Origin of the sequence: Kangiella sp. HZ709 (genome assembly GCF_009674675.1) — a bacterium.
Lineage (GTDB): Bacteria > Pseudomonadota > Gammaproteobacteria > Enterobacterales > Kangiellaceae > Kangiella.
In genome coordinates, this window is sequence record NZ_WKJC01000001.1 from 1595773 (window position 1) to 1609199 (window position 13427).

Sequence of the window (13427 nt, forward strand, 5' to 3'; positions counted from 1 at the left end):
TTAGCTAATGTATCAAAACGGGGGCTAAACACAAGTAAATTCGTGATTTATCTTAGTGGTTCTGACATTATCACTAGGAATGTTTATACTGAGAAAATGATTAATATGCAAAATAGCGTTGGCATTATGAAAAGCATCTACTCCGTCGTAAAAATTATATTCTTAGTGGTATTGCTAGCTTCAACAGCGGCTTGTCAGATCAATAAGAGCCAGAGCGAATTTTACTTAATAAGGCATGCAGAAAAACAAAAAGATGGCACCCGTGATCCAAAATTAACTCAAGAAGGTGAGGCAAGAGCTGAGCGTTTAGTAGAAATTTTAAAAGGTAAAAAAATAGATAAGATTTATTCTACTAATTACCAAAGAACTCTATCCACTGCCGAGCCATTATCTAAAGCAAAAAAAATACCGATAGAAATATATGATCCTTCAAAGCTCAGCGAGTTCTCAGATAAACTAAAATCAGAAACGGGTATCTTTATTATCTTAGGTCACAGCAATACCACGCCGCAATTAACGAGTTTATTATCAGATAAAAAAGTAGAGCCTATGGATGAAAGCCAATACAGTCACTTTTATCAGGTAATCCTCAAAGGTGAATCGAGTTTGGTAAAAAAACTTTCTTCGGATAAAAAATAATTAAGGTAGCTGCGCTAGATAGCGTTCGAGTTTGCGATAACTTAAGGTCTCACTGATGTGTTGCGGCTCTATAGATTTTGAAAGTGTTAAGTCAGCAATGGTGCGAGCAACTTTGATAATACGATGGTAAGAACGCGCCGATAAATTGAGTTGCTTTAAAGACTGCCTCATCAAATCTTGTGCGTCGCTAGAGAGTTGCGCAAACTCATCAAGTTCTTTCGACTCTAGCTCAGCATTGAGTTTCCCTTGTCGTTGGTATTGGATTTTTTGGCATTGTATTACTTGTTGACGTAAATCAGTAGAAGAGGCAGTATTTTCTGGATTACCCAGTGTTAGTTGTTTTTCCGTTAACAAAGGCACTTCAACTTGCAAGTCGATCCTATCTAACATGGGTCCAGAGATTTTACCTAGATAACGACGGATTTGATCTGGCGTACAGCGGCATTGAGCTTTAGGATTCCCAAAGTGTCCGCATGGACATGGATTCATGGCAGCGATCAATAAAAATCGTGCAGGATATTCCATTTGTGATGCAGCGCGCGAAATAGTCACTCTTCCTGACTCCATGGGCTCGCGAAGGTTATCTAACACATGCCGATCAAACTCGGTAAATTCATCAAGAAATAAAACACCCCTATGACTTAATGAGATTTCTCCGGGCTTGGGTTGGCTGCCACCACCAATTAACGCTGGCGCAGAGCAGGAGTGATGAGGAGAGCGAATTTTACGTTGAAAAAACTGTTGAGCATTAAAACCAAAATGACTCACCGAATAAATAGCTGCGGACTCTTTGGCTTCTTGTTCATTCATTTTAGTCAGGATAGTGGGTAAACGATGAGCCAACATACTTTTGCCCGTGCCAGGAGGACCGACAAAAAGGAGGTGATGATTGCCGCTGGCACAAATTAGTAAAGCGCGCTTGGCCGACTCCTGCGCAATGACATCTGAAATATCGATCAGCGAACTGTCTTTATAGTTATAATCAGGTGTAGGACACTCAGCCAGTGGGGTTTGATGACTGAGCATATCGCAAACCTGTAAAAGGTGATCGGCTTGTAATGCTTTTACCGTTGGAATAATGCCTGCTTCTTGGGCGTTTTGCTTAGGTACTATTAATGTGCGCTTAGCTTCTTGACATGCTAATCCGATTGGTAAGACTCCTTTAACAGCTCGAAGCTCACCGGTTAAGGCAAGCTCACCAACAAACTCAAAATGATCTAATCTTTCATTATCGATTTGACCAGACGCCGCTAAAATACCCAGCGCAATGGGTAAGTCGAAACGGCCACCTTCTTTTGGTAAATCTGCTGGAGCTAGATTAATGGTGATACGTCGTGCAGGGAAATCAAAATTGGAATTAATAATTGCCGAACGCACCCGATCTTTAGATTCTTTAACCGCAGCTTCAGGCAAACCTACGATACTTAAACTGGGAAGTCCGTTAGATAAATGTACTTCCACTGTCACTAACGGTGCTTCAATTCCAATTCCAGCTCGCGAATAAACAATAGCTAACGACACACCTTTGTCCTAGAGTAAGTTGTATTAATGATCAAGAACTAGATTATAGAAGATAAGAAGACTGTAATATTGAGGATAAAGGCTATAATGATTGTAAGAAAAGACTTAAATATAAAAGCAGTGGCCACGATACAAATTTTAGGATAAATAAGAGGGATGAAATAAAATCTTAAATTTAAGGAGTAATATATGAGAAATGTAATCTTTGGAGTTCTAGCTATAGGCCTTGTAGTCTTTTATTATTTTAGCACACCACGATCAAACCCAGATTGGATACATGGGACTTGGATTATAAAAACTAAAGTAAAGGATAGTGTGATTGAAAATTTTACCTTCAATCCTGATGGAACAATGATTTTTGGCAATTCTAATGGAGTAGTATACAACGACTGCACTTATAGCTTTTATTCAAGAACAACAATCGACTTTGAATGCAGCATAAATGGAAAAAAAGCCATTTTTCCTTTGGAGGTAAGCAGGGATAACAGTGTTATTACAACTACCAATGGTAATATTTTTACCAAAGACATTTAACAAGGCAAAGCAGCACTGACGCACTACCGAGCAGCTTTGCTTGCGGTGTTACAAGCAAACATCACTAACGTTCAAATTGCAGAATATAACCCTTAAATTCTTTTTCTAAATAATCAGTTTTTATTGGTTTATGTTGAGAAGAACTAAAACCTGCTTCAATGAGCTTGGTGCTAAGTTTATTTTTTCTTCCGCGACCAGGATCAACTAATATAATTTCACAGCTCGGCATTGCGTGGGCAATCATAAAGTCTGCGAGCAAATCAATATGTTCATCTTCATAGAGGAGGTCACTGCCAATAATCAAATCGAATACGCCAAGCTCATCATTTTTTTCAGCCCAGCCTGTTCTTTCAAAAGCAATGGGGGTATCGCCATTTAATTGAGCATTTCGTTGTAAGAATTTATTCGCTTCTGGATGGTAATCTGTAGCAGTAATATCGGCGGATTGTTTATTTAAAAGTAAACTTGATAAAGCCATGCCACAGCCGACTTCTAAAATACGTTTGGACTCTGTTTTATAATCATTTATAAAATGCGCGAGCACTAGACTGGATGGCCATAGGACTCCAAAAATTGGCCAGGAAGCTGAGCTTATCCCAAGATCTTTTGCAATTCCCTTTGGATCGGAAAATTCTTGATTATTGCGTAAAGTGCAAATATGGATATCAGTTTTACCAAACTCGATCGTTTGGTAGCATAAACGAAGATTTGTCATTAAGCCGCCTCAAAACTTGAGCGCTGAGCCAGCTATTCAACATTGAACAAATGACAAAACGAAGGTGAAATCTCATGGTATAGTAATCGGGCAATTAGGCAATCTATTTTATTCGATAGTTTTAAATGGATTCGAATTATATTGAAATAGAGAGTTATAGGCTTAACGAGAAAGATGAGATCTTATGTTCATGCTTTTCAAAGAGCCGATATTTAGGCTTTAAAATATTTTTTAATCATAAATTATTTAATATTTTTACAAAAGCATCTTTTAAGGCTAGACACGTTTTAGCTAAATTTTCTTGAAATTGTTCAGCGGTTGGATGTTCATGATCAACAAAATCTGTAATCGCTTTAATAGGTAAAAAAGGTTTGGCGTACAGATGGCAAATCCAAGCCAAAGCCGCCGCTTCCATTTCTTTGCAGTCAGCCTTATTTTCCTCCATCAATCGGGAACAATCGGTATTAAAATCTAATGAGTTGCTGGTGCTAATATAACCACGTTTAAGATTGAGTAATTGTGCAAGCTCTGCTGTTTCGATACAAGGATAAGAGCCTTTTCCGTAGGCTTCGAATGTCGGAATAGGTATGCGATGATCGTGATATCGAACAGGACTTTTGCCTAAATACACGTCGGCAATTTGTGCGCCTTTGGATTGCCAGCCGCCAGCAGTGCCAGCATTGATCACTAGATCAGCATCAAAAAATTGTAGTGCTGCCTGTAAGCCAACAGCTGCAGGTTCGGTACCAACGTTATCAACACCATACATAGAGCTTTTGCCACCAGTCACTAAAAAATAGCTGTGCTTGCTTGACACGCCAGTGTAGGTTTTCATAGGTAAAGCTGGATTTAAAATGCTGGTTTCTTCAAAATTCAGTTCATCAATGATTGGCTGGGCTTCAGATTGCATGGCAATGTAGATAAGAATTTTTTTCACGATGGCAACGGCTTGAGTTAATATATTCATATTATAGTCAAAGTTACGAGTTAATAAATCCGTATATGTGTTTAGAAAGAACGACCATTGAGAAATTGATAAAGTCTAATGTGCGAGAAGTAAAAGACTTTCCGAAAGCGGGAATTTCATTTAAAGATATAACACCGTTACTACTTGATCCTGTGGTTTCAAAGAAAATCCTAGAGGCACTGATTGAATTTGCTGAGTCCTTGGAATTAGATGCTATTGCAGGGATTGATTCGCGAGGTTTCTTATTTGGACCTTCTTTGGCTAGAGCTTTGAATATTCCCTTTGTGCTAATTCGTAAGAAAGGTAAATTGCCTGCAGATACGGTATCGGTTGAATATGATTTGGAATATGGTTCGGCTTGTTTGGAAGTGCACCAAGACTCAATTCGAGTAGGTTCAAGAGTTTTAATTCATGATGATTTATTAGCAACGGGGGGTACGGCAATCGCTAGTGCTCAGTTAGTCCAGCAATTAGGTGGTGAAATAGCGGGCTTTGCCTTTATAATTGATTTAAGCTTTCTAGAAGGCAGTCGTAAATTAGCAAAGTTTGGTCAAACATTCAGTTTAGCGGAGTATCAAGATTAATGTTTAAAATTATTATTGTTTCTATAGTATTAGTATTCTCAAGCAGTTTGTTTGCAACTGGCGGGCATCACCACCATCACCATACTTAGCTTGAAGTTAAAGATTTGCAGAACAAGCCTCAAGTTAGGATTAAGATGCATAAGGATGAAAAGTCTGGTTGGAATTTAGAGCTCATAACGGAAAACTTCGCATTTGCCCCCGAGCAAGTTAACCAAGCGCATCGAGTGGGGCATGGGCATGCTCACCTGTATATCAATGGTAAAAAGATCACTCGTCTATATAGCCATTGGTATCATCTAGAAGAGTTGCCTGAGGGTAAGCACCTTATTAAAGTAAATTTGAATACCAATGATCATCAGGATTACGCTTTAAACGGCAAAGTTATCGGTGCAGAAGTAGAGATAAATCAAAAAAGAAAGGGTTTGCAATAGAAGAATGGTGTTCCTATATTAACCCCTAAGCTTTATATAAGCCGAGATAGGTCAATTGAGTCAACAAAATAGTTCAAACCAAGAAAAAAGCACTTTCAAAAAATGGGCAAGTTGGGCTGTCGTTATTTGTACGGCGATATGGACAACCTTTTTCTTTGTTTTTTTAGCAGCCAGTGCACTGATCCCTAACTCGATACCTGATAGTTGGTTTTTAGATATCATTAAAGAACACCCTGCTGGTACTATCGGAGTTGCAATTTGTGCGATTTCTGCATTTTCTATAGTGGTGGTTCTTGATATTTTCTCGAGAGATTCAATCTCCTTTAAGTTTTTTAATTTTGAGTTTAAGGGTGCTTCTGGCCCTGTAATTTTATGGGTTATTTGCTTTTTAGCCTTTACTGCTGGAACTAGTCTTTTATGGTAACGATAAGAAGCAGTTTCCAATTATTATCAATAGGGGAAGCTATCTTATTACGTGAAAAATTAAAACACCAACAAAAATAGTCAATAAATACAAGGGCTTATCTTGATAAGTCCTTGTTCATATCATCAGAAAATAATTTAATAATAAAATAGTCATAAAAAACAATGAGTTAAGCAAACTCTTGCTTACTTTGCTGGACTGTTTAAATTTTACACAAAGCCATTTTCTGGTTTAATGCCAATAAAATCAATCACTTAAGACTTAGGCGGCTCTAAAAATGGCAGTAGGATTTTATCGTCATTTTTAAGCACGCTTGGTTACACTCTGAAATATTTTTTCTTGCTAATCTAAATTTGTGATTTACGAAAGCGGAGATAAAAGCGCATGTCAGAGAAAGATAAAAAAGAAACTTCAGCAGAAGAAACTACTGAAAAAGTAGATAAGGTTGAAGAAGTGGTAGAAGAAGCTAGGCCGGAAAGCACTAAAGCTGAAAGTAGCCAAGCAAAAACAGAAGCCCCCTATGAGAGAGTGATTGAAGGAGAAGCGGAAGTGCTAGGCGCTGAATCAGCCACTAGCGATGAAAAAAGTTGGTCCATGTTCACTCACCTAGCTGCCTTTGTAGCAATGGTGCCCTTAATTCCAGTCATTGGAATGGTTCTAGGACCTTTGGTGGTTTGGTTACTGAAGAAAGAATCGATGCCTTTAGTGGCTGAAAACGGTAAAGAAGCATTGAACTTCAACATTAGCATGTTTATTGCTTACTGTGTGGCCTTGATTTTAAGCATTATCTTAATCGGAATTCCTTTATTGATAGGCTTAATCATTTTCCACTTTATCGTGACGATTATAGCTGCAATTAAAGCAAGCGAAGGTGGCGTATACAAATATCCATTTTCATTAAAACTAATCCAGTAGTAGTTAGTTAGTTAGTCATAGACCTATAACTATAATAATAAAAAAGTACGAGTCTCTTCATACCCCAGGCGACATCTGTCGCCATTTTTTTTATACTTTATAAAAGTCTAAACAGGGGTGAACTTGAGCCCGAAAAAAATATCCATCATTGCCGCAGTAGTAATACTGATACTTATCTACCATAAATCACAGCAACCGGTGGTTTTAGGTGCCGGTGTGAAAGTTGCGAACGCGCCGATACAAATTGATATTGAATCAGCTAAACCATTTATTTTTGATACTTTTGAAGTAACTCCATTGGCAGAATTCGATATAAAGGCAAAAGTTATACTCAGAGAAGATTACTCCAGTGATAGAGGAGCTAAATTATCGCCGATTGACTTAGCATTGGGCTGGGGCCGAATGTCTGATGAATCAGTATTGGAGAAAATCGAGTTTTCTCAATCGGGACGTTGGTATCGATATCGCTATGAAAATCCACCTATCCCGCAGCAAGAAATTCAGTCCCATAGCGCTAATATGCATCTCATTCCTTCAACTGCAGTGGTAGGCAACCAAATCGATCGAGTCAAAGCAGGGCAAGTCATTAAAATCAAAGGAAAATTAGTCTCTGTCATTGAGTCTGAAACAGGCTTTCGATGGAAAAGCTCCTTAACTAGAGAAGATACCGGCGGTGGCGCTTGCGAATTAATTTTTGTTGAGCAGTTCGAAATCTTAGAGGGATAACTGGAAGTTAAGTGTTAAAAAAACTACAATAGACCCAACTCTCGGGGTGCCATAAGACTAAAGTATTCATTAGTTGATAAAGGCTGAGATGCAACGCAAACCCGTATAACCTGATCCGATTAGCATCGGCGTAGGGAAGAGTAATAAATCATCATGGGCTTAGTGCCTTTGTCACCATTACTTTTTTACGCCATGCCAGTAGATCCTTGAAGATAACTGGAGAAATCGCCATGGCGAAAAACGATCCTATCGATCTCAATAAACATAAGATCACGCGTGAACCTTTACCTAAATCAGAAAAGATTTATATAGCAGGTACAGTACATCCTGAAATTCGTGTTCCTATGCGCGAAATTAGTTTGACCAATGGTGAGAAAGTTACCGTTTATGATACTTCAGGGCCTTATACCGACCCTAACATTGAAATTGATGTGCGAAAGGGTATTGAAGATGTCAGGCGGGATTGGGTGATTGGCCGTGGCGATGTAGAAGAATACGAAGGCCGCGAAATCAAAGCGATTGATAATGGTTACGATGAAGGCAATGAAAAGGCCTTTGCTACTCATAATCCAGATCTACAGCGCAAACCTTTACGTGCTAAAGAAGGTCAGAATGTATCTCAGTTGCATTATGCAAGAAAGGGAATTGTTACCCCTGAAATGGAATACATCGCTATTCGTGAAAATCAAAAACGCGAAGCACTGTTTGAGCAATTTTCAAATGAAGAAAGAGAAGCTCGGTTAAAAGGGCATTCTTTTGGCGCTAATACGCCAGAGAAAATCACACCTGAGTTCGTTCGTGATGAAGTAGCGCAGGGCCGTGCAATTATTCCAGCGAATATTAATCACACTGAATTAGAGCCAATGATTATTGGTCGTAATTTCTTGGTAAAGATTAATGCCAATATCGGTAACTCAGCAGTCACCTCAAGCATCGAAGAAGAAGTTGAAAAACTAGTTTGGTCGACTCGCTGGGGTGGTGATACGGTGATGGATTTATCGACCGGTAAAAACATTCACGCAACTCGTGATTATATTTTGCGTAATTCACCAGTACCAATCGGCACTGTGCCCATTTACCAGGCTTTGGAAAAAGTAAATGGTGTGGCAGAAGATTTAACTTGGGAAGTATTCCGCGATACTTTGATTGAACAGGCTGAGCAAGGCGTTGATTATTTCACTATCCATGCAGGTGTTTTATTACGTTATGTTCCAATGACGGCAAAGCGCGTCACGGGTATTGTTTCACGTGGTGGTTCGATAATGGCTAAATGGTGTATCGCTCATCATAAAGAAAACTTCTTATATACTCATTTCGAAGATATTTGTGAAATCATGAAAAAATATGACGTCAGCTTTTCGCTCGGTGATGGCCTGCGTCCGGGTTCGCTTGCTGATGCTAATGATGATGCGCAGTTTGGTGAACTAGAAACCTTAGGTGAGCTCACAAAAATCGCGTGGAAGCATGATGTACAAGTGATGATCGAAGGTCCTGGTCATGTACCGATGCATATGATCAAAGAAAATATGGAGAAGCAATTAGAGGTATGCGATGAAGCGCCATTCTATACGCTGGGACCATTAACAACGGATATTGCGCCGGGTTATGATCACATTACTTCCGGTATCGGTGCAGCGATGATTGGTTGGTATGGTTGCGCTATGTTGTGCTACGTAACGCCTAAAGAGCATTTAGGCTTGCCGAATCGTGATGACGTTAAGACAGGGATCATTACTTATAAGTTAGCAGCCCATGCTGCTGATGTTGCCAAAGGTCATCCAGGTGCAAGATATCGTGATGATCAATTATCGCAAGCCCGTTTTGAATTCCGTTGGGAAGATCAATTTAATCTAGGACTAGATCCAGATACCGCGCGTGAATTCCACGATGAAACTTTGCCGAAGGATTCTGCCAAAGTGGCACATTTCTGTTCTATGTGCGGACCAAAATTCTGCTCAATGAAAATTAGTCAGGATGTAAGAGATTATGCTGATGAGCAGGAGAAGCTGTCTGCACAAGAAATTGAAAAAGGAATGGCAGAAAAATCAGCTGAGTTTAAAAAGCAGGGCGGTCAGATCTACGTCGAGCTAAAAGACTAATTAATGAAGGTTGCAGTGATAGGAGCCGGCATTGCCGGCCGAATGTTAGCTTGGCGCTTATTAAAGTTAAAAGCAAAACTAGGTTTAGAAATTACTATTTTTGATAAAGAAGATCGTAATAGCCAAGCCGCTTGCTCCTACGCTGCAGCTGGAATTTTATCGCCATTAGCTGAACTTGAAATGGCGGAAAAAGATATTTATCAATTAGGAACTCGATCTCTAGAATTGTATACCGATTGGTTACAAGAATTACCGCAAAAAATTTATTTTAAACAGACGGGTTCATTAGTCGCCGCTCATGGTCAAGATAAGGTGGATTTAGAACGCTTTTACAAATTGGTCAAAAGTAAACTGAACGATGAAACAAACTTAATTCAAAAAATTGATTTAGGAATTAAAGAATTGGATTTGCAGCAACTCGGAGAAGGTTTGTATTTGCCCACGGAAGGCCAAATAGATCCTATAGAGCTATTAACTGCTTTAGATAAAGCTCTATCGAGTTGTAGTTGGTATGACAATACAGAAGTAGAATCAATAAGTGCAAGAAAAGTAAAGACCAAAGATAAGATTTATAAATTCGATTGGGTCTTTGATTGTCGTGGGCTTGGCGCGAAAAAAGATTCAGGTTTACCATTAAGAGCAGTGCGTGGAGAGCTACTTTGGCTAAAGGCGCCAGAAGTAAATATCCAGCATGTAACGCGTTTAATGCACCCACGCTATAAGCTTTATATAGTGCCAAGGCCAGACCATGTTTACTTAATTGGCGCAACGGAAATTGAGTCAGAAGATTATTCGGCAGTATCAGTCCGCTCGAGTTTGGAATTATTATCTGCGGCTTATAGTTTGCATAAAGGTTTTGGTGAGGCGAGGATTATAAAGTCGGTGGTGAATTGCCGTCCAGCCTTACCGGACAACTTGCCTTTGATAAAAACTGATACAGGTTTAAGCCAGATAAATGGCTTGTATCGACACGGAATTTTATTGGCACCTGCAATCATTGAAAAAACGATTTCGCAATTTAAACGATTGATATGTCCAGGAAGTGAGAAAAATTATGCAGTTAATGCTTAATGATAAAGCAATAGAAGTTGAATCAAATATTACCATTAGTCAATTAATTGATTGGCTGAGAATAGATAACGGTTTTAGCGATACGAATTTCGCGATTGCGGTCAATATGGAGTTTGTGCCTAGATCGATTTATAGCGAATCAGTTTTGCAAGAGAATGATAAGGTAGAAATTGTTTTGCCAATGCAGGGCGGCTAGCGGAATATTAAATTAATGAATACCTATCCATTTTATGATGAAAGTAATAAATTATTCTCATTTGAAATTGATAACTTTATTTGCTCTAGAAAAAAAACCGTACAAATTGTTAGTGCAATAGATGGTGTCCAAGTTGTATGTCATCCAAAAAAGTTTTTTTCATGGTTTAGAGAAGAGGTATTTTGCGAGTTTGAAATTGATGAACAAGTATTCGTTATAGAAGAGCCTTTTGAAGATAACTCTAGATTTTTAATACGGCCAAAAAATAATAAATTCTGCAATAAGATATATGAGGTGTTATCAGCTTTTTTGAAAGCTTAAAGAAGGTGTTATGTTAAACATTGGTGGTAAAGAAATTTCAAGTAGACTATTTGTCGGTACGGCTTTATACCCGTCGCCGCAAATAATGCTGGATTCGTTAAAAGCATCGGAATCACAAGTGATAACCGTTTCTGTACGTCGGCAAGGAAAAGGCGGTGAAAATTTTTGGAATCAAATTAATCAAGTTGATTGTCATTGGTTGCCCAATACCGCTGGCTGTCATTCCACAAAGGAAGCGATTACTACCGCTGAAATGGCGCGTGAAATATTTCAAACCAACTGGATAAAGTTAGAAGTTATTGGCGATGATTATAATTTACAACCGGATCCTTTCCAGTTGGTAGAGGCCGCTAAAGAATTAACTAAGCGTGGCTTTGAGGTGTTCCCTTATTGCACTGATGATTTGGTTTTGTGTCAGAAGCTTCTAGATGTAGGTTGTAATATTTTAATGCCTTGGGGAGCACCGATTGGAACGGGTCGAGGCTTGACCGATCCTTACGCCTTACAAACTTTGCGGGAAAGATTGCCGGATGTCCCCATGGTGATAGATGCGGGTTTGGGCTTGCCGTCTCATGCGGCGCAGGCAATGGAAATGGGTTATGACGCTGTGCTTTTAAATACGGCAATAGCCCAAGCGCAAAATCCGGTATTAATGGCTAGCGCTTTTAAAGATGCAGTAATTGCAGGAAGGCATGCTTATGAAGCCGGCGCTATTCCAGAAAGAGATTTAGCAAAACCAAGTACGCCAGTAGTTGGCACGCCGTTTTGGCACAGTGAGCAATAAGAATAATTATAAATGATAAGCGCAAAAAAAAATAAATCCGAAGCTAGAAAAAGAATTGTTTGGTCAGTAGCAGGTTCTGATTGCTCAGGACTAGCAGGACAAGTTGCGGATATTAGAGCTATTGAAGCTTTGGGTGCACATCCTTGCATGATCACGACGGCAGTAACGGCGCAAAACTCAAAAAAAGTCGTGGCGATTAATCCGCTGAGTGAAGAACAAATTACCGCGCAATTTAATGCGCTAAAAGATGATCTTCCAGCCGATGCGATAAAAGTAGGGTTATTACCGAGTAAAGATTCGATTGAAGCATTAAAAGAATTTTTAAAAGAATACGAAGGAAAAATTATTGTTGATCCGGTGATGGTTAGTTCGTCGGGAAAACAACTCATGGATGATGAAGCCCAGAGTTTATTTAAAACTTTGTTCGATCGAATTGATCTTTTGACGCCAAACATTCCAGAGCTTGAATTACTTACGGGACGTAAAGTCAATAAACTCGAAGATATTGAGTTTGCGGTGGATGATATTTTATCGGCCGGTATTAAGGCCGTGTTGGTAAAAGGCGGTCATACGGATGAAGACTTTTGTGCAGATTACTTTTGTGATGATAATGGCTCCTTTTGGTTAAGAAGCGAAAGACAGCATCGGGACAACACTCGTGGAACGGGCTGTGTTTTAGCAGCATCCATTGCCACTGCTTGGGCGCTAAACCATTCGTTAATTGACGCAATCGTTATTGGCAAGATGCAAATCAATCAAGCGATTGAAAATGGTTATCGAGTTGGTTTGGGCAAAGGTCCTCTTAAGCCTTTGTCATGGCCGTCTAAGCAGCGTTATATGCCAAAGCTTTCTGATCATTACCAAGACAAAGATTATTCTTTTCCAGATTGCGGCGTTGAAGAAATAGGCTTATATCCTGTGGTTGACTCTGTTGGTTGGATTGAGCGACTGTTAAAGTTAGGCGTGACCACGATTCAATTGCGAGTGAAGGATTTGGCAGCAGATGTGGTAGAAGAAGAAATTGTTAAGTCCATTCAAATTGCGGAAAAATATAAAGCGCGACTATTTATTAATGACTATTGGCAATTGGCGATTAAGCATAAAGCTTATGGCGTTCATTTAGGCCAAGAAGATTTAGATAATGCGGACTTAGAGGCTATTTCTAAAGCGGGCTTACGTCTAGGAATTAGTACCCACTGTTACTATGAAGTCGCTAGAGCGCATGCAATTAAACCAAGTTATATGGCTTGCGGACCAGTTTATCATACTGAATCTAAACAGATGCCATGGATCCCGCATGGTATCGAAAATTTATCTTACTGGGTTAATACTATGGATGAATACCCATGGGTGGCCATTGGTGGTATTGATTTAGGGCGCTTGACAGAAGTGGCTAGGACTAAAGTTTCTGGTGTGGCAATGATATCAGCGATTACTCAAGCAGAAGAGCCAGAGCAAATCACCCTACAAATGATGCAACAACTATCGAATAGAATCTAG

General features: G+C 39.3%; 16 protein-coding genes and 1 riboswitch. Of the genes, 12 read left to right on the plus strand and 4 right to left on the minus strand.

The annotated features are described in order from the left end of the window. Window positions 1–42: 42 nt before the first annotated feature. Window positions 43–639, plus strand: a complete 597-nt coding sequence (locus GJS41_RS07460; protein ID WP_154246651.1) for a histidine phosphatase family protein — start codon at window positions 43–45, stop codon at window positions 637–639. Here GJS41_RS07460 and GJS41_RS07465 read toward each other — a convergent pair whose 3' ends face one another. Beyond that, entirely contained in the window at window positions 640–2160 is a 1521-nt protein-coding gene (locus tag GJS41_RS07465; protein ID WP_370515655.1) for a YifB family Mg chelatase-like AAA ATPase, read from the minus strand. Between the two features lie 189 nt (window positions 2161–2349). On the opposite strand from GJS41_RS07465, the gene GJS41_RS07470 reads away from it, so the two are divergent. Continuing rightward, window positions 2350–2694, plus strand: coding sequence for a hypothetical protein (locus GJS41_RS07470; RefSeq protein WP_154246652.1), 345 nt, complete (start codon window positions 2350–2352; stop codon window positions 2692–2694). 64 nt (window positions 2695–2758) lie between these two features. Here the strand turns inward: GJS41_RS07470 and GJS41_RS07475 are convergent, their stop codons facing one another. After that, window positions 2759–3409 carry a methyltransferase gene (locus GJS41_RS07475; RefSeq protein WP_154246653.1) on the minus strand — a complete coding sequence of 217 codons (651 nt, stop codon included), beginning with the start codon at window positions 3407–3409 and terminating at the stop codon, window positions 2759–2761. Window positions 3410–3644: 235 nt separating this feature from the next. Further along, window positions 3645–4376 carry a hypothetical protein gene (locus tag GJS41_RS07480; protein WP_154246654.1) on the minus strand — a complete coding sequence of 244 codons (732 nt, stop codon included), beginning with the start codon at window positions 4374–4376 and terminating at the stop codon, window positions 3645–3647. A 35-nt stretch (window positions 4377–4411) separates the two neighbouring features. Between GJS41_RS07480 and GJS41_RS07485 the strand changes: the two genes are divergently transcribed. Next, the gene (locus tag GJS41_RS07485; RefSeq protein WP_154246655.1) at window positions 4412–4960 is read left to right on the plus strand and encodes an adenine phosphoribosyltransferase; all 549 of its coding nucleotides are present in this window, start codon (window positions 4412–4414) and stop codon (window positions 4958–4960) included. Between the two features lie 134 nt (window positions 4961–5094). Then, complete coding sequence (locus tag GJS41_RS07490) at window positions 5095–5391, plus strand: hypothetical protein (protein WP_154246656.1); 297 nt, start codon at window positions 5095–5097, stop codon at window positions 5389–5391. Between the two features lie 60 nt (window positions 5392–5451). Here GJS41_RS07490 and GJS41_RS07495 read toward each other — a convergent pair whose 3' ends face one another. Next, the gene (locus GJS41_RS07495) at window positions 5452–5835 is read right to left on the minus strand and encodes a hypothetical protein (RefSeq protein ID WP_154246657.1); all 384 of its coding nucleotides are present in this window, start codon (window positions 5833–5835) and stop codon (window positions 5452–5454) included. Window positions 5836–6199: 364 nt separating this feature from the next. Here GJS41_RS07495 and GJS41_RS07500 point away from each other — a divergent pair, with 364 nt between their 5' ends. From GJS41_RS07500 to thiE, 8 genes are all read left to right on the plus strand, one after another. Further along, window positions 6200–6730, plus strand: a complete 531-nt coding sequence (locus tag GJS41_RS07500; RefSeq protein ID WP_154246658.1) for a DUF4870 domain-containing protein — start codon at window positions 6200–6202, stop codon at window positions 6728–6730. Window positions 6731–6853: 123 nt separating this feature from the next. Further along, window positions 6854–7456, plus strand: a complete 603-nt coding sequence (locus GJS41_RS07505; RefSeq protein WP_154246659.1) for a hypothetical protein — start codon at window positions 6854–6856, stop codon at window positions 7454–7456. A 32-nt stretch (window positions 7457–7488) separates the two neighbouring features. Continuing rightward, window positions 7489–7610: riboswitch (TPP riboswitch) on the plus strand. Between the two features lie 76 nt (window positions 7611–7686). Further along, entirely contained in the window at window positions 7687–9555 is a 1869-nt protein-coding gene (thiC, locus tag GJS41_RS07510; RefSeq protein ID WP_154246660.1) for a phosphomethylpyrimidine synthase ThiC, read from the plus strand. A 3-nt stretch (window positions 9556–9558) separates the two neighbouring features. Continuing rightward, window positions 9559–10626 carry a glycine oxidase ThiO gene (gene thiO / locus GJS41_RS07515; protein WP_154246661.1) on the plus strand — a complete coding sequence of 356 codons (1068 nt, stop codon included), beginning with the start codon at window positions 9559–9561 and terminating at the stop codon, window positions 10624–10626. Then, a complete protein-coding gene (gene thiS, locus GJS41_RS07520; RefSeq protein ID WP_154246662.1) occupies window positions 10610–10822 on the plus strand; it encodes a sulfur carrier protein ThiS in 213 nt (70 codons plus the stop codon). Before thiO ends, thiS begins: the two co-directional genes overlap by 17 nt. Before the next feature lie 15 nt (window positions 10823–10837). Continuing rightward, window positions 10838–11143 carry a hypothetical protein gene (locus tag GJS41_RS07525; protein ID WP_154246663.1) on the plus strand — a complete coding sequence of 102 codons (306 nt, stop codon included), beginning with the start codon at window positions 10838–10840 and terminating at the stop codon, window positions 11141–11143. Between the two features lie 10 nt (window positions 11144–11153). Continuing rightward, on the plus strand, window positions 11154–11927 hold the full coding sequence (locus tag GJS41_RS07530) for a thiazole synthase (protein WP_154246664.1): 774 nt from the start codon (window positions 11154–11156) through the stop codon (window positions 11925–11927). 12 nt (window positions 11928–11939) lie between these two features. After that, a complete protein-coding gene (gene thiE, locus GJS41_RS07535) occupies window positions 11940–13427 on the plus strand; it encodes a thiamine phosphate synthase (protein ID WP_154246665.1) in 1488 nt (495 codons plus the stop codon).